Origin of the sequence: Methylobacterium sp. CB376, from assembly GCF_029714205.1 — a bacterium.
Taxonomy (GTDB): Bacteria; Pseudomonadota; Alphaproteobacteria; order Rhizobiales; family Beijerinckiaceae; genus Methylobacterium.
Genome location: NZ_CP121648.1, coordinates 4740425 through 4755893, shown reverse-complemented (window position 1 = coordinate 4755893; position 15469 = coordinate 4740425). Strand labels below are relative to the sequence as shown.

Here is a 15469-nt window from a genome sequence, read left to right as displayed (position 1 = left end):
CGGCCTGTGGGCCGGGCTTCGGGTTCGATCGGGGCAGGTTCGGCCGGGGCAAGTCCGGCCGGGGCAAGTCCGGCCGGTGACCGAGCCGAGGCTCAGTAGGTGCCGAACTTGTAGTTCAGGCCGGCGCGCACCACCGCGAACTCGGTGTCGCGACGCACCAGGCCGCTGCCCGGGACCAGCACCACGCCGGGGCTGGTCACGGTGATCAGGGTGCCGGCGTTGTTGACCGCGAAGGCGCCGTTGAGGCCGTTGCCGCGGTCGAGGTTCACGTAGAGACCTTCGACCTTCAGGGTCACCGCGTTCGACTTGAAGAAGTTCAGGAACGAGTCGGTGGGCAGGGCGTACTCGACGCCGCCGCCGACCGTCCAGCCGGTCTGGAAGTCGTCGCGGTTGGGCAGGCCGAAGCTGGTGCCGCCGCCGCCGCCGTAGGCGAAGCCGCCGGTGGCGTAGACGAGGGTGCGGTCGAAGGCGTAGCCGAGCCGGCCGCGCACCGTGCCGAAGTAGTCCAGACCCGACAGGCCGTTCGGGTTGAAGACCTGCTGGGCGGCCAGCCCGGTCACCGCCGGGTTGTTGGTGACGAGGCTGAAGCGGTTCCGCTCACGGCCGAAATCGGCGTACTGGGCGTCCGCCTCGATGCCGATCACGAAGCCGGCGCCCGGCGTGAACTGGTAGTTGTAGCCGACCTGACCGCCGCCGACGAAGCCGTCGTTGTTGTCGCGGTTGCGGAAGCCGAGGACCGCGGTCGTGCCGGGGGGCACGAGGCCGGTCGCGGCGTTCACGCCGATCAGGGTCGAGTTGTTGTTGTCGCTGGTGCCGAACCCGTACCCGGCGTTGAAACCGGCGTAGAAACCGGTCCAGGTGAAGACCGGCACCGGCGTGAAGACCGGCGGCGGCGCCGCGCGACGCGGCAGGTCGGCCGCGGAGGCGGCGGCGGTCAGGCCCGCGAGGGCCGCGGTGGAGAGGAGGATCTTCTTCATTGCCATGGTCCTGTTGGCGAGCGCCGGCACGGCTTCCGTTCCCGGCCTCACGTCCGGTCCGTCGCTGTCCCGCAACGTGACTCACCAATAGATCGACAACCGTCAACAAATGATGAAGCGAGGGTTCGCGCGCTCCGGAGATCTTCGATTGCGCCGATCACGCGAGATTAACCTTAATGCTTCAAGGTGACGCGATCGTCCACGGAGAGATCGACCGGCATGAAGAGGTCCGACGCCCGCTCCCCCACCCGCACGCTGCTGGTCCGGACCGGGCAGGCCGCCGCCCTGGTGACGATCCTCTCGGTGGCGCTCACGCACTACATGGCCGCGCCGCGCAGGGCCGGTGCGCCGGCGGTCGCGACCGCCGCGCTGCCGGGCGAGCCGGAGGTGACCGGCGCGATCGGCCTCAGGAGCGACTGGCGCCTCGATCCCTGCGGCGAGCGGAGCGGCCGCTGACCGGCTCGCGCCGGCCGTGTGGCATCTCAACCCCTTGACAAAGCCGGCTCCATCGGGCGTGTCGCACCCGCCGGCGCGATCCCCCGCGCTGCAGCAATGGCAGGCGCGCGTCCGACGCGCGCACCGGGCGCGAAACTTCCTTTCGTCCAGGCCGTTGCCGCGACGGACATTCCTCGCGCCGGTTGCCCGGCCCGCGCGCAACGGTTCTCACTCCTGATGTCATTCGCTGAACTCGGTCTGAGCGAAAAGGTCCTGCAGGCGGTCTCGGCGGCCGGCTACACGACGCCGACCCCGATCCAGGCCCAGGCGATCCCGCACGTCCTCGCCCGCCGCGACGTGCTCGGCGTCGCGCAGACCGGGACCGGCAAGACGGCCGCCTTCACCCTGCCGATGCTGACCCGGCTTGAGCAGGGCCGGGCCCGCGCCCGCATGCCGCGCACGCTGATCCTCGAACCGACGCGCGAACTCGCCGCGCAGGTCGTGGAGAATTTCGAGCGCTACGGCACGAACCACAAGCTCAACGTCGCGCTGCTGATCGGCGGCGTCTCCTTCGCCGACCAGGACGCCAAGATCACCCGCGGCGTCGACGTGCTGATCGCGACGCCCGGCCGCCTGCTCGACCATTTCGAGCGCGGCAAGCTGCTGCTCACCGGGGTCGAGCTCCTGGTCATCGACGAGGCCGACCGGATGCTCGACATGGGCTTCATCCCGGACATCGAGCGAATCGTGAAGCTGGTGCCGTTCACGCGCCAGACCCTGTTCTTCTCCGCGACGATGCCGCCGGAGATCCAGCGGCTGGCCGACGACTTTCTCCACAACCCGGTGCGGATCGAGGTGGCGCGCCCGGCCTCGACCGCCTCGACCATCGCGCAGCGCCTCGTCGCGACCGGCGGCGAGGGCCACGAGAAGCGCAAGACCCTGCGCGGGCTGATCCGCGGCGCGGTGGAGCTGCGCAACGGCCTCATCTTCTGCAATCGCAAGCGGGACGTGGCGCAGCTGCAACGCTCGCTGGCCAATCACGGCTTCAACGTCGCGGCCCTGCACGGCGACATGGACCAGCGCGCCCGCATGGCGGCCCTGGACGCGTTCCGGTCCGGCGAGGTCCCGCTCCTCGTCGCCAGCGACGTGGCGGCGCGCGGCCTCGACATCCCGGCGGTGAGCCACGTCTTCAACTTCGACGTGCCGCACCACGCCGAGGACTACGTCCACCGGATCGGGCGCACCGGGCGGGCCGGGCGCAGCGGCGCCGCCTTCACGCTGGTGGGCCGCGGCGACGAGAAGGCGCTGGCCGCCATCGAGTCGCTGATCGGCCAGCCGATCCCCTGGGCGGACGGCGACCTCGCCTCCCTGCCCGAGGAGGAGGAGGGCGCTCCGCGGGAGCGGCGCACGCGCGAGCGCGAGGGCCGCTCCAAGCGCGGCGAGCGCGGCCGCCGGCCCGAGCGGAGCCGCGAGGCGCGCCCTGAGGAGCGCGCCCGCCCGCCCCGCGCGGAGGAGCGCCCGCGCGCTGCCCGGCCGGAGGAGCGCCCGAAGGATCCGCGCCGCGCCGCCGCCCGCCGCCGCGACGAAGACGACGCAATGCCGGAGGCCGAGATCGGGCTCGGCGCCCATGTTCCCGCCTTCCTGCTTCGGCCGGTTGTTTTGAAGAAGCGCAAGGAGCGGGAGTAGACGAAGACGTCGGGCACGGCGCGTCTCCGATCGCGCGACCTTTAACCGTCTCTCCACTCGCGCGTCGTAGACCCTCTGGGCCAATCGGACCTCGGGTCCGGTGCGGTGCACGGAGGAGCCGGATGAGCGACGTGTCCCGACCCGACACGGACCGGAGTTTCGCGATAGGCCAGCGGGCGTTGGAGCTCATGAAGGCCTACGGGTCTTCGGCCTGCCCGCGCAGCTACGCCGTCTGGTACACCTACGTGTCCGGTCAGCAGCCGCTGCTCAATGAGGCGGTGAAGCGCCTGACGGCGGAGCACGGCCACCTGCGCGACGACGCGATCAGCATCCTCTACGACACCTACATCGATCCGCGCCGCCACCTGATCGAGACGGAGCGCGCGGGCGCGAGCCTGCTCGGCGAGATGGAGCAGGTGCTGGAGATGCTCGACGTGGCGCTCGGCTCCACCGCCCGCTACGGCGCCTCGCTGCAGGCCTTCAGCCAGGACATCGTCGCGCCGACCGTCAATCGCGGCCGGCTGCGGGAACTCGTGACCTCGCTGATCGTGGCGACGCGGGACGTCTCCGCCAACAACCGCACCCTCGAGGCGCGGATGCGCGAGAGCCGCGAGGAGATCCAGGCGCTGCACGAGACCCTGGAGGCGGTGCGGGTCGAATCGCTCACCGATCCGCTCACCGGCCTGGGCAATCGCAAGCTGTTCGAGCAGGTGCTGCGCAAGTCGGTGGAGGAGGCGGCCGCCAACGCGGCACCCACCGCCCTCATCATCCTCGACATCGACCATTTCAAGCGGTTCAACGACGTCTACGGCCATCTCACCGGCGACCGCGTCCTGCGCCTCGTCGCCCTGACGATGCGCGAGATGGTCGACGGCCGCGCCACCATCGCGCGCTTCGGCGGCGAGGAATTCGGCGTGATCATGCCCTGCGGCAGCGAGGGCGACGCCGTCGCCCTGGCCGAGCGCATCCGCACGAGCGTCATGGGCCGGGAACTCGTCAAGCGCTCCAGCGGGGAGTCGCTCGGTCGCGTGACCATCTCGGTCGGCGTCGCGACTCACCGGCCCGGCGACACGGCCGTGTCGCTGCTGGAGCGGGCCGATCAGTGCATGTTCGCGGCCAAGCGCAGCGGGCGCAACCGCGTCGTCGTGGACACGGCGGTGCCGGACCTCACGCAGGTGGCGTGAGGTCCGGGCCGCTCAGGCCCCGGCTTCCTGCAGGGCCTCCGGCTTGGCCGGCGTGATCGCGACCGATTCGCCGCAGCCGCAGGCCGAGGTCTGATTCGGATTGTGGAACACGAACTGCGACGACAGCTTCGTGGTCTGGAAGTCCATCTCGGTCCCGAGCAGGAACAGCACCGCCTTCGGATCGATGAAGACGCGCACGCCGCGATCCTCGACGACGTCCTCGCCCGGGCGGCGCTCCTCGGCGTATTCCATCGTGTAGCTCATCCCGGCGCAGCCGCCGTTCTTCACGCCGACGCGGATCCCCGCGATCGGGCGGTCGGCGTCGGCGATGATCCGCCTGACGCGCTCCGCGGCGGCCTCGGTGAGCGACATCACCTTGAAACTGGTGGGCATTCGGTTCTCTCCGGCAGCCGGGTTCAAGGCCCGGGCGGTTGAGGCTTCATCCTCGCTCCCCCAAGATAAGCATCGGCCCGGCCAGGGTCCACCGCGGCGGGGCCCGCGGCGGCCGGGAGCGCGCGAGGGGGGCGACGCCCGCTACACCGCCACGAGCCGCGCCCGGCCCTCTCCCCCGGCATCGCCGAACTGGAGGGCGGCGAGCTGGGCGTAGAGGCCGCCCCGGGCGAGCAGCCCGTCGTGTGTGCCCTCTTCCACCACGCGGCCGTCGTCGAGGACGAGGATCCGGTTGGCGGCCCGGATGGTCGCGAGGCGGTGGGCGATCACCAGGGTGGTGCGCCCGCGCATCAGCTCGTCGAGGCCCGCCTGGACCGCGCGCTCGCTCTCCGCGTCGAGGGCCGAGGTCGCCTCGTCGAGGAGCAGGATCGGCGCGTCCTTGAGGATCGCCCGGGCGATGGCGATGCGCTGGCGCTGCCCGCCCGACAGGGTGACGCCCCGCTCGCCCACCAGCGTGGCGTAGCCCTCCGGCAGGGCGCGGATGAACCCGTCCGCGTGGGCCTGGGCGGCGGCGGCGGTCACCTCGGCCTCGCTGGCCTGCGGGCGGCCGTAGCGGATGTTGTCGAGGACGCTGCCGCTGAACACGGTCGGATCCTGCGGCACCAGGGACAGGCGCCGCCGCAGCGCGTCCGGATCGGCCCGGTTCACCGGGATGCCGTCCACCCGCACCTGTCCCGAATCGGGATCGTAGAAGCGCAGGAGCAGCTGCAGCACCGTGCTCTTGCCCGCGCCGGACGGGCCCACGATGGCGACGCGCTCGCCGGGCGCCACCGTGAAGCTGACGTCGTGGAGGGCGCTGCGGTCCGGCCGCGCCGGGTAGGCGAAGCGCACCCGCTCGAAGGCGACCTCGCCGCGGGGCGGCTCCGGCAGGGCCAGGGGATCCGCCGGGGCGGTGATGGCCGGCTCCGTGCGCAGGATCTCGCCCAGGCGCTCGGCGGCGCCGGCCGCCAGGGTGAGCTCCCCGTAGACCTCGGAGAGCTGGCCGAGGGCGCTCGCCCCGAACACCGCGTAGAGGACGAATTGCGAGAGCTGGCCCGCCGTCATCGTGCCGCGCGCGACGCCCTGCGCCCCGTACCACAGCACCCCGACCACGCTCGCCGAGACCAGGAAGATGGCGACGCCGGTGAGGAGCGCCCGCGCCCGCGCCGAGCCGCGGGCGGCGAGGAAGGCCTGCTCCGAGGCGGCCGCGAAGCGCGCCGCCGTCGCCGGCCCCATCCCGAAGGCCTGCATGGTGCGCACGGCCCCGACCGCCTCGGTCGCGTAGGCGGAGGCGTCGGCGAGCCGGTCCTGCGCGGCCCGCGAGCGGCGCCGCACGCCCCGCCCCGAGAGGATGAGCGGGAAGACGATGACCGGGATCGCGGCCAGGACCAGGACCGAGAGGCGCGGGCTCGTCCACACCATCATGGCGACCGCGCCCAGGAACAGGAAGGCGTTGCGCAGGAGGATCGACAGGGAGACCCCGAAGACCGACTTCACCTGCGCGGCGTCGGCCGTGAGGCGCGAGACCAGTTCGCCGCTGCGGGCCTGGTCGAAGAAGGCGGGGTCGAGCACCGTCAGCCGCGCGAACACCGCCGCCCGCAGGTCCGCGATCACCCGCTCGCCGAGCGTCACGACGAAGTAGTAGCGGCCCGCGCTCGCCAGCGCGAGGAGACCGACGACGCCGATCAGCGCGCCGAAATAGGCGTCGATCATCGCGGCACCCTGGTGCGCGAAGCCGAGATCGACGACCCGGCGGATCGCGATCGGCACGACCAGGGTGGCGCCGGCGGCCGCCACCAGGGCGACGAGGGCCGCGGCGATGCGGCCGCGGTAGCGCAGGGCGAAGGGGATGAGCGGTTTCAGCGCGCCGAGAGAGGCCCGGGGAAGCGTGGCCCGGGAGCGGGCTGTGTCGTCGGAAGCCATGGGACGTGTGTGAATCCGGTAGCTGCGCTTGTTTGGCGCCGTCGGGTGAGGTATAGGCCGCCGCTCATCCGATTACGCGCGATCAATGGCCGCGGCCCGCAGCGGAGCGTTTGCGGGTGGGCCGCATCGAGGAACACGTCATGGCGAAGACCGCTGCCAAGAAGCCGACCGAGCACCCCGACTACCACTTCATCAAGGTGGTGATGACGGACGGCACCGAGTACACCACCCGGTCGACCTGGGGGAAGGAGGGCGACACCCTCAACCTCGACATCGACCCGACCACCCACCCGGCCTGGACCGGCGGCGAGCAGAAGCTGATGGATCGCGGCGGCCGCGTCTCGCGCTTCAACTCGCGCTTCGGCAACCTGACCTTCGGCAAGAAGTAATCCCACCGCTCGTTTCTCATGACCGGTGGCGGTGCTCTCGAATTTTCGCCAAGCCTTTGGCTTGAAATCGAAAATTCGAGATGGAGCAACGGCCCGACGCGTCGGCACCCTGAGCCGTTGGTGTAAGGTCCGGGCGGGCCGAACCCCCGGAACGAGAGAACCCCGGTCCAGCGGCCGGGGTTTTTCGTTGGGCCGCCGTTCCGGCGGGAAGGCGGCCGGGCCCCTCCCCGCGCGTCGCGTCACGCCGAGCGGAAGGCGGCGCGCAGGAGGTCCTGCTGGGCGAAGACCGGGCTCTCGCGGGGGGCCGGGGTGGGACGGTCGTCCGAGATCAGGCTGTCGAGGTGGCGGATGCGCGCGTGGAGCCGCTTCGCGTGCCCGATCAGCGCCTGGAGGGTCAGCGGCAGCTCCGCGACGGCCGCGGCCGGCAGGTCCTGGCTCTCGCTCGCGCCCAGGCGCACGCGGGTCTTCTCCTGCTGGGCCTCGCTCAGGGTCAGTTCCCCCTCCGCCACGGCGCGCTGGACCAGCAGCCAGGAGGCGATCTGCATCAGCCGCGTCGTCAGCCGCATGCTCTCGCTCGCGTAGGTCAGGGCGGCGTGCCGCGACAGCAGCCGCGACTCGTCGCGGCCGGGACCGTCCAGGTAGGCCGCGGTCTCCTCCACCAGCGTCATGCCCTCCCGGAACAGGGTGCGGAAGGCCTCGGAGGACACGAAGGTCTCGCCGAAATTCACGGTGTCGCGCGGGTCCCGAAACATCACGTCCATCCCGACCATGATCCCTCCTCCGCCCTCGGCGTCGCGCGTCCCGCTGCGGGACAGCGCCCTGTCTCGGTCCCGACCGTCGCAACAATAGCGCCGCGCGGGCGGTCCCGCCCCGGTAACGAAGGATTAACCTTAATCGGAACGCGCGAGACCCCGCCCGGCTCCCGCGCCGGCGGGGCGGGCCCGGGCACAAAAAGAAAGCCGCCCCGGAGGGCGGCGATGAGTCGTACAGGGAGGCATCAAACAGAGTGGACAGAGACCACTCGACATCCAGAAGGCTGGACAGCTCCGGTTATCGTCCAGAAAGCTTAAAAAATGGTTAACGCGGTGTAAGCGCAATCGCGAAACAGTCGAATCCGGCGCGGCTTGGCAGCGGGCGCCGGCGCGGGGGCGCGCAAACGAAAACCCCCTCCGGGGCCGGAGGGGGCGTCGGCAAAAGCCCCCTCCGGGGCCGGAGGGGGCGTGGGTCGCGCGAGGGCGGCGCGCTCAGCCCGCGCGCATCTCCGCGCCGGGCCGCGCCGGCACCAGGAGCGGGGCCGAGCCCTTGCCGGGGGCGTCGTTGTAGGGGGCGTTGTAGCAGCGGCGCACCGAGGCCCAGTAGGCCTCGCGCTCCGCCTGCGGCAGGCGGCTCAGGGCCTCGTTGAGCGCGGCCTCGCCGGCCGCCGCGAGGCTGTTCGGGTCCGAGAAAGCGTGTTCGATCGGCGACATGCCCGTTCGCATCCAGGCGTGGAAGGATGGCCGGATCATGCCACAGCCAAGCCCGCGCTGCACGGGTTTCGCGGGTGCGGCGTGATCCGGGATCCGCTCGATCGACGCGGATCCCGGATCACCAGCCCGCGCGGCGCCTGAGCGACACCGACATCCGCATGGCCGACATGGGAGATGGCGAATCCATCAACCGGATGGCGGATGACGCAGCGGTCAGGCCGGGTCGGGCTTGCGGCGGCGCGGCACCGCGCCGAGCACGCGGTCCTTGGCCTCCAGCACCTTCTGGACCCGGGCACCGAGCCGCAGGAGCTGCACGAGCCTCTCCGTCTCCAGGCGCCGCACCTCGCCGTACCAGTTCGCGAAGAGTTCGAAGAGGTCGTGCATCTCGGCGAGGCGTCCTTGCGCGTGCCGCTCCTCCGGGCTGCGCGGCTCCTGCATCAGGATCTCGCGCAGCATGGTGAGCGTCGGGTCGACCTCGCGCTTCTTGCGCTCCTCGACCAGGGTTCGGACGATCTGCCAGATGTCCTCGGGCGTCGAGAAGTAGTCGCGCCGGTCGCCCGGCCGGTGCAGCAGCCGCACGAGGTTCCAGGCCTGCAGCTCCTTCAGGCCCATGCTGACGTTCGAGCGCGACAGGCCGAGGCGCTCGACGATCTCGTCGGCGTTGAGGGCGCGCTCCGCGACGAACAGGAGCGCGTAGATCTGGCCCACCGTCCGGTTGATGCCCCAGCGCGAGCCCATCTCGCCGAAATGCAGGACGAAGGTCTGGACGAGGGGCGGCAGCTGCATGGCGTCCTCACCCGGCCCTGAGCCAGGCCCGCAGCACCGAGGCGACGAGGCCGAGGGCGAGGAGGCTTGCGCCGTAAAGGGTGGCGAACCAGAGGAGCCGGCGCCAGAGCGGCGCCGGCGCGTCGGGGGCGCCGCCATCAATGGTACCCCGTCGCGTCGACCTTGCCCCGGAACACCCAGTACGCGTAGGCGGTGTAGGCCAGGATGATCGGGATCAGCACGGAGGCCCCGGCCAGCATGAACACTTGGCTGGCGCGCGGCGCGGCGGCGTCCCAGATCGAGATCCGGCCCGGCACCACGTCCGGGTAGATGCTGATGCCGAGCCCCACGAAGGAGAGCAGGAACAGGCCGAGGGCGATCAGGAAGGGCGCCCGCTCCGCCCCCTGCCGCAGGGCGCGGAAGAATGCGAAGGCCGCGAGGCCGACGAGGAGCGGCACCTGCGCGGTCAGGAGCACGTGCGGCATCGCGAACCAGCGCTGCCAGTACTGGCCCTCCAGGAACGGCGTCACCGCGCTGACCAGGAAGATCGCCGCGATGGTGGCGGCGCCGAGCCGGGCCGAGAGGCGGCGCGCCCGCTCCTGCAGCGGCCCCCGCGTGCGCATCACCAGCCAAGTGGCGCCGAGCAGGGCGTAGCCGCAGAGGAGGCCGAGCCCGACCAGGAGGCTGAAGGGCGACAGCCAGTCCCACCAGCCGCCCGCATAGGCGCGGCCCTCGACCGCGATGCCCTGGAGCATGGCCCCGAGGGCGATGCCCTGGGCCAGCGCCGCGACCAGCGAGCCCCCCGTGAAGGCGAGGTCCCAGAAGGCCCGGTGGCCCGGATCGCGCCAGCGGAACTCGAAGGCGACGCCCCGGAAGATCAGGCCGAGCAGCATGGCGATGACCGGCGCGTAGAGCGCCGGCAGCAGCACCGCGTAGGCGAGCGGGAAGGCCGCGAACAGGCCCCCTCCCCCGAGCACCAGCCACGTCTCGTTGCCGTCCCAGACCGGGGCGACCGAGTTCATGGCGGTGTCGCGCTCCTCGCCCGGCCGGAAGGCCGGGAACAGGATGCCGATGCCGAGGTCGAACCCGTCCATCACGATGTAGGCGAACACCGCGAAGGCGATCACGAAGGCCCAGACGACCGTCAGGTCGAGATGCTCCACCACGGATTCCTCCTCACTCGGCCGGCTGCATGGCGCGGTCGGGATCGACCGAGGGGGCCGGCGTGATGCCGGCCGTGCGGATCGGCTTGCCGGCCTCGACGCCGGGCTCGCCGTAGGAGGGCGGCTTGCTCATCAGGCGCAGGATGTAGAGCACGCCCATCGAGAACACCGCGAAATAGATCAGCACGAAGGCGATCAGGGAGCCCGCGACGGCGGGCGCCGAGAGCGGCGAGGCGGAGTCGGCCGTGCGCAGCAGGCCGTAGACCGTGAAGGGCTGGCGGCCGACCTCGGTGGTGATCCAGCCCGCCACCACGGCGACGAAGCCCGCCGGCCCCATCGCCACCGCGAAGCGGTGCAGGGGGGGCCACTCGTAGAGCCGGCCGCGCAGCCGCGCGAGCAGGCTGAGCAGGCCGAGGAACAGGATCAGGAAGCCGAGCCCCACCATCACCCGGAAGGACCAGAACACCACCGGGACCGGCGGCCAGTTCTCGCGCGGCACCGTGTCGAGGCCCTTCAGCGGCGCGTCGAGATCGTGCTTGAGGATGAGCGAGGAGAGCCGCGGGATCTCCAAGGCGTAGTCGACGCGGCCCGCCGCCTGGTTCGGCAGGCCGAACAGGATCAGGGGAGCGCCGGCCGGGTGGCTCTCGAAATGGCCCTCCATCGCCATCACCTTGGCGGGCTGGTGCTCCAGCGTGTTGAGCCCGTGCGCGTCGCCCGCCGCGATCTGGACCGGCGCCACCAGGGCCGCCATCCACATCGCCATCGAGAACATGGTGCGGGCGCCCTCGCTCGGGCCGCCGACGGCGCGGCGGCAGTCGCGCAGCAGGTGCCAGGCGCCCACCGCCCCGACCACCAGGGCGGTGGTCAGGTAGGCGGCCAGCACCATGTGCACGAGCCGGTACGGGAAGGACGGGTTGAAGATGATCGCCCACCAATCCAGCGGGATCAGCTGGCCGGCCGCGTTGCTGCCGTAGCCCTGCGGCGTCTGCATCCAGGAATTCACCGACAGGATCCAGAAGGCCGAGAAGAAGGTGCCGACCGCCACCGCCAGCGTCGCCAGGAAGTGCAGGCGCGGCCCGACCTTGCTCATCCCGAACAGCATCACGCCGAGGAAGCCCGCCTCCAGGAAGAAGGCCGACAGCACCTCGTAGGCCATCAGCGGCCCCAGCACCGGCCCGGCCTTGTCCGAGAAGACCGACCAGTTCGTCCCGAACTGGTACGACATGACCAGCCCCGAGACGACGCCCATCGCGAAGGCGACGGCGAAGATCTTCACCCAGTACTTGAAGAGGTCGAGGTAGACGGAGCGCCCGGTGGCGAGCCAGAGGCCTTCGAGCACGGCGAGGTAGCTCGCGAGCCCGATCGAGAAGGCCGGGAAGATGATGTGGAACGCCACCGTGAACCCGAACTGGATCCGGGCGAGCAGCAGGGCGTCCAAGGTCGACAGCATGACGTATCCCCGTTCGAGGCCGACACCTGCGTCCTATCTCGCCATTTCAGGAATTTCCGAAAGTCCCGAAGCGCCGCGGCGCATCGCCGCGACGGCCCGGCGGCAGCCGCGCGGCGCGGGGCCCGCGCGGGGCCCGGCCGGACGCCGCGCGGGCGCCCGCTCAGGGTCGCAGCAGCACCTTGCCGACCGCCTCGCGGCGCGAGAGCACGCCTAGGGCTTCCGCGGCGCGCTCCAGCGGGTAGACGCCGTGCACCTTCGCGGTGAGGCGGCCCTCGGCCACCAGGGCGAGGAGGCGGGCCTGGTTGCGGGCGTGGGCCTCGGGCTCGTTCCTCACGAAGGCGCCCCAGTGCACGCCCTGCACGTCGATGCCCTTGAGGAGCACGAGGTTGAGCGGGATCTTGGGGATCGGCCCGGCCGCGAACCCGATCACCAGGAACCGGCCCTTCCAGTTGAGGGAGCGCAGGGCCGGCTCCGAGAAGTCGCCGCCGACGGGATCGTAGACCACGTCGATCCCGGCCGCGCCGCCGAGCCGGCGCAGGCCCTCGCGCAGGTTCTCCTCGGAATAGTCGAGGACGAGGTCGGCGCCGTGGGCCCTGGCCGCCTCCAGCTTGTCCGCCGAGGAGGCGCAGGCGATGACGCGCGCGCCCATGGCGTGGCCGAGCTCGACCGCCGCGAGCCCGACCCCGCCGGAGGCCCCGAGGACGACGAGGGTCTCGCCCGCCCGCAGGGCGGCGCGGTCCTGCAGGGCATGCAGGGAGGTGCCGTAGGTGACCGTGAGGCCCGCGGCCTGCTCGTCGCCGACCCCGTCGGGGATGGGGCTCAGGGCCTCGCGGCGGGCCAGGATCGTCTCCCGGCAGGTGCCGTGGCCGAGATGGGCGATGACGCGCTCGCCGACCCGCAGGCCCTCGACGCCCGGCCCGATCGCCTCGACGATCCCGGCGGCCTCCGCGCCCGGCGAGAAGGGCAGGTCCGGCTTGACCTGGTAGCGGCCGGCGATGATCAGCGTGTCGAAGAAGTTCAGGGCCGCCACGGTCACCCGGACGCGCACCTCGCCCGGCCCCGGCACGGGATCCGGCAGATCCGCGATGACCAGATCCTCCGGCCCGCCGAGCGTCTTGCACAGGAGCGCCTTCATCACCGTCCCTCCCCGCCGCCGGACCGGCGGCCTCGGCCCCTGCGTGAGGCAGGCGCGGCCGGCTGGCAAGGGCGGGCGTGATCCGCTGTCCCCGGCGCGCGGCGGCGCGCCGCGCCCGGAGGTGCCGGCCGCGCGGGCGCGTCCGGCCCTCACCCCCCGCTCAGGACGGCGCGGCCCCGGGCTCCCTCCCGCGTCGGCGCGGCCCTCCGCGCGCCCGGCAGGAGCGAGAGCGCGTCGGTGCGGATCTCCCCGAGCCGGCGCAGGACGAGCGCGGTGGCGAGGATCCAGGCGGCGTAGCTCGCGAGGACCGCGCCGGCGGCGCCGGTCACGCCGAAGGCGGGCGTCAGCGCGAGATTGGCCGCCACCAGGACCAGCAGGGCGAGAACGCAGAGCCGCGCGTTGAGCCCCTGCGCGCCCGTGAGGGTCACCAGGTGGGCGCTCGGTCCGGCGAGGGCGCGCAGGAGCTGGCTGCCGACCAGGATGGCGAGCGCCGCGGCGCCGTGCGGGAATTCGGGGCCGAACAGCGAGAGGAGCGGCGCGCCCGCGACCAGGACCGCGGCGAGGGCCGCCAGCGTCGCGGCGCCGGGCAGGGCGAGCGAGCGGCACACGATCCGGCGCATCGCCGCGTGGTCGCCCGCCCGGCGGGCATCGGCGAGGTCCGGCACCGCCATCTGCTGCGTCACCTGGACGACGTAGCCGACCAGGAGCGCGAGCTTGAGGCAGAGGCCGAACACCGCCACCTCGGCCTTCGGCAGGAACGGCGTCACGCAGAGGATGCCGAGATCCGCGAAGATGTTGGTGTAGATCGAGAGCAGCATCAGGGAATGCGCCTCGCGCCGCCAGCGCCGCCTGAGCCGGCGCGCGCTCCGTCCCGGCGCGCGCCGGGGCGGCAGGTGGGGCAGGAGCAGCCGGAGCTGCACCACGGCGATCAGGACGGTCAGTCCCGTGAACAGGGCCGTGACGGCGTCGCCCGTCGCTCCCGGCCAGGCGAGGCGCAGCCCGACCACGAGGACCAGGAAGACGGCCGGCCGCACGATCCCCTCGGGCACGTAGCACAGGCCGAACAGCCGGATCGCGCCGGCGAGATTGGTGAACAGGGTCAGGCTCGTCGTCGCCAGGACGAGCAGGCCCGCCAGCAGCCCGCAATGGCGCGTCGTGGCGTCGAGGCCCGGCGCGAGCAGGCTCGCCCCGGCGATCAGCCCCGAGAACAGGGCGGCGGCCGCGAGGCTGTCCCGGCGCGCCGTCGCCACGAAGGCGGCGAACAGGCGCCGGCGGGCCGGCGACCGGTAGCGGGCCGCGAAGCGCGAGGCGATCTGCGTGTAGCCCTGGGTCGCGAGGAGACCGGCCACGATCGCGAGGCTCGTCGCCGCGTAGAACAGGCCGAGGTCGTGGGCGCCCACGAAACGGGCGAGGAAGGCCTGGGCGACGAAGCCGAAGCCCGCGCCGCCGAGGCGGATGGCCGCGAGGGCCGCCGAGCCGGTGAGCAGCCGGGCGAGCCGGGCGGGTGGCCGGACGGTCACGGCGCCGCCGCGGCGCCGGCCCGGGCGCCCCGGCGGGTCGCCACGAGGGAGAGCCAGTTCCGGAACAGCTGCGCGGCCACCGGCGGCCAGGCCGGCGCGGCGGGCGGCGCGCAGGACGGCTCCCCGCCCACCCGCCCCGGGCGTGGTCGTCGAGCGCCGCCTCGATCTCAGGGTCGAAGTAGTGGACGGGGCGGTCCGGGGGCTCGGCCCGCTCGCCGCGCCCGAAGCGCTTGAGGTCGCGCCGGTACTCGCGGGCGAGGCTGTCCGGGTCGTATTCGGGGTGGCCCTGCAGGAAGACCAGCAGGCTGCGCTCGGGCTTCACGAACAGGTCGACCCCCGCCTCGTCCGAGCGCGTCAGCACGTGGTAGCCGGACGCGGCGAGATCCGCCTCGGCGAGGTCGTTCCAGCGGGAATGCGGCACCGGCAGCACCGCGGGCATCCCGGCGAGGAGCGGGTGGGCCGCCACCGGCCGGCAGGCGAAGATCCCGGAGCGCTTGCGCGCCATGCGCCGCCGGGCGATGCCGTCGAGGTGCAGCACCGCCGCGTGGGCCGCGAGGCACGAGAACAGCGTCGAGACCGTGTGGTCGCGCGCCCAGTCGATCACGCCGGCCAGGGCCGGCCAGTAGGGCTCGTCGCGCAGGTCGGCCGCGCGCGGCTCGCAGCCCGTGACGATGAGCGCGTCGAGCCCGGCGCCCTCCAGGGCGTCGGCCGGCGCCGAGAGGGGCGCCAGCATGTCCCGGGCCTCGGGCCCGCGGGCGATCTCCGGCAGGTGGAAGCGCAGCAGGCGCACCTCGCGCCCGAGCAGGGCGGAGAATTGGCGGTCCGTCGCGGCGAGCGCGGCGTCCGGCATGTTGTTGAGGAGACCGACCGTTAGGCGGTCGCGGGGCGCGGCCGGCCGCGGCCGGCCCGCCCGGGCGAGCGGCGGGGTGGCGGGCTTGAGCATCGCG

15 protein-coding genes and 1 pseudogene are annotated in these 15469 nt (G+C 72.6%); 4 read left to right on the top strand and 12 right to left on the bottom strand.

All coding sequences use genetic code 11. The features are described 5' to 3' along the window. Window positions 1-92 precede the first annotated feature (92 nt). A complete protein-coding gene (locus tag QA634_RS21745) occupies window positions 93-977 on the bottom strand; it encodes an outer membrane protein (protein WP_012334067.1) in 885 nt (294 codons plus the stop codon). A gap of 219 nt (window positions 978-1196) precedes the next feature. On the opposite strand from QA634_RS21745, the gene QA634_RS21740 reads away from it, so the two are divergent. The 3 genes from QA634_RS21740 (at window position 1197) to QA634_RS21730 (ending at window position 4282) form a co-directional block, all read left to right on the top strand. After that, window positions 1197-1433 carry a hypothetical protein gene (locus tag QA634_RS21740; protein WP_012334066.1) on the top strand — a complete coding sequence of 79 codons (237 nt, stop codon included), beginning with the start codon at window positions 1197-1199 and terminating at the stop codon, window positions 1431-1433. A 216-nt stretch (window positions 1434-1649) separates the two neighbouring features. Further along, window positions 1650-3098, top strand: a complete 1449-nt coding sequence (locus QA634_RS21735; protein ID WP_012334065.1) for a DEAD/DEAH box helicase — start codon at window positions 1650-1652, stop codon at window positions 3096-3098. Between the two features lie 122 nt (window positions 3099-3220). Next, window positions 3221-4282: a GGDEF domain-containing protein gene (locus tag QA634_RS21730; RefSeq protein ID WP_012334064.1), complete on the top strand. Its 1062-nt coding sequence runs from the start codon at window positions 3221-3223 to the stop codon at window positions 4280-4282. Between the two features lie 12 nt (window positions 4283-4294). On the opposite strand, the gene sufA is transcribed toward QA634_RS21730, so the two are convergent. Beyond that, on the bottom strand, window positions 4295-4675 hold the full coding sequence (gene sufA, locus QA634_RS21725; protein ID WP_012334063.1) for a Fe-S cluster assembly scaffold SufA: 381 nt from the start codon (window positions 4673-4675) through the stop codon (window positions 4295-4297). A gap of 141 nt (window positions 4676-4816) precedes the next feature. Further along, window positions 4817-6634, bottom strand: coding sequence for an ABC transporter transmembrane domain-containing protein (locus QA634_RS21720; RefSeq protein ID WP_012334062.1), 1818 nt, complete (start codon window positions 6632-6634; stop codon window positions 4817-4819). A gap of 140 nt (window positions 6635-6774) precedes the next feature. On the opposite strand from QA634_RS21720, the gene rpmE reads away from it, so the two are divergent. Further along, complete coding sequence (rpmE, locus tag QA634_RS21715; protein WP_012334061.1) at window positions 6775-7023, top strand: 50S ribosomal protein L31; 249 nt, start codon at window positions 6775-6777, stop codon at window positions 7021-7023. 239 nt (window positions 7024-7262) lie between these two features. On the opposite strand, the gene rcdA is transcribed toward rpmE, so the two are convergent. From rcdA to metA, 9 genes and pseudogenes are all read right to left on the bottom strand, one after another. Further along, window positions 7263-7793 carry a protease adaptor protein RcdA gene (gene rcdA, locus QA634_RS21710; RefSeq protein WP_012334060.1) on the bottom strand — a complete coding sequence of 177 codons (531 nt, stop codon included), beginning with the start codon at window positions 7791-7793 and terminating at the stop codon, window positions 7263-7265. Between the two features lie 474 nt (window positions 7794-8267). Next, window positions 8268-8489 (bottom strand): hypothetical protein, encoded by a 222-nt coding sequence (locus tag QA634_RS21705; RefSeq protein ID WP_043701474.1) that lies wholly within the window; start codon window positions 8487-8489, stop codon window positions 8268-8270. A 213-nt stretch (window positions 8490-8702) separates the two neighbouring features. Beyond that, the gene (locus tag QA634_RS21700) at window positions 8703-9275 is read right to left on the bottom strand and encodes a GbsR/MarR family transcriptional regulator (protein ID WP_012334058.1); all 573 of its coding nucleotides are present in this window, start codon (window positions 9273-9275) and stop codon (window positions 8703-8705) included. Between the two features lie 7 nt (window positions 9276-9282). Then, window positions 9283-9417, bottom strand: coding sequence for a DUF2474 family protein (locus QA634_RS21695; protein ID WP_283027521.1), 135 nt, complete (start codon window positions 9415-9417; stop codon window positions 9283-9285). Beyond that, a complete protein-coding gene (cydB, locus tag QA634_RS21690; RefSeq protein WP_018261655.1) occupies window positions 9413-10420 on the bottom strand; it encodes a cytochrome d ubiquinol oxidase subunit II in 1008 nt (335 codons plus the stop codon). The genes QA634_RS21695 and cydB overlap by 5 nt, the downstream gene beginning before the upstream one ends. A gap of 10 nt (window positions 10421-10430) precedes the next feature. Continuing rightward, window positions 10431-11867, bottom strand: a complete 1437-nt coding sequence (locus QA634_RS21685) for a cytochrome ubiquinol oxidase subunit I (RefSeq protein WP_012334055.1) — start codon at window positions 11865-11867, stop codon at window positions 10431-10433. A gap of 160 nt (window positions 11868-12027) precedes the next feature. Next, window positions 12028-13002 carry an NADPH:quinone oxidoreductase family protein gene (locus tag QA634_RS21680; protein WP_012334054.1) on the bottom strand — a complete coding sequence of 325 codons (975 nt, stop codon included), beginning with the start codon at window positions 13000-13002 and terminating at the stop codon, window positions 12028-12030. A 149-nt stretch (window positions 13003-13151) separates the two neighbouring features. Then, window positions 13152-14522, bottom strand: a complete 1371-nt coding sequence (locus QA634_RS21675) for a lipopolysaccharide biosynthesis protein (RefSeq protein WP_012334053.1) — start codon at window positions 14520-14522, stop codon at window positions 13152-13154. A 166-nt stretch (window positions 14523-14688) separates the two neighbouring features. Continuing rightward, window positions 14689-15372: pseudogene (gene metA, locus QA634_RS21670) on the bottom strand (homoserine O-succinyltransferase MetA); the annotation flags it as partial. Between the last annotated feature and the right edge of the window lie 97 nt (window positions 15373-15469).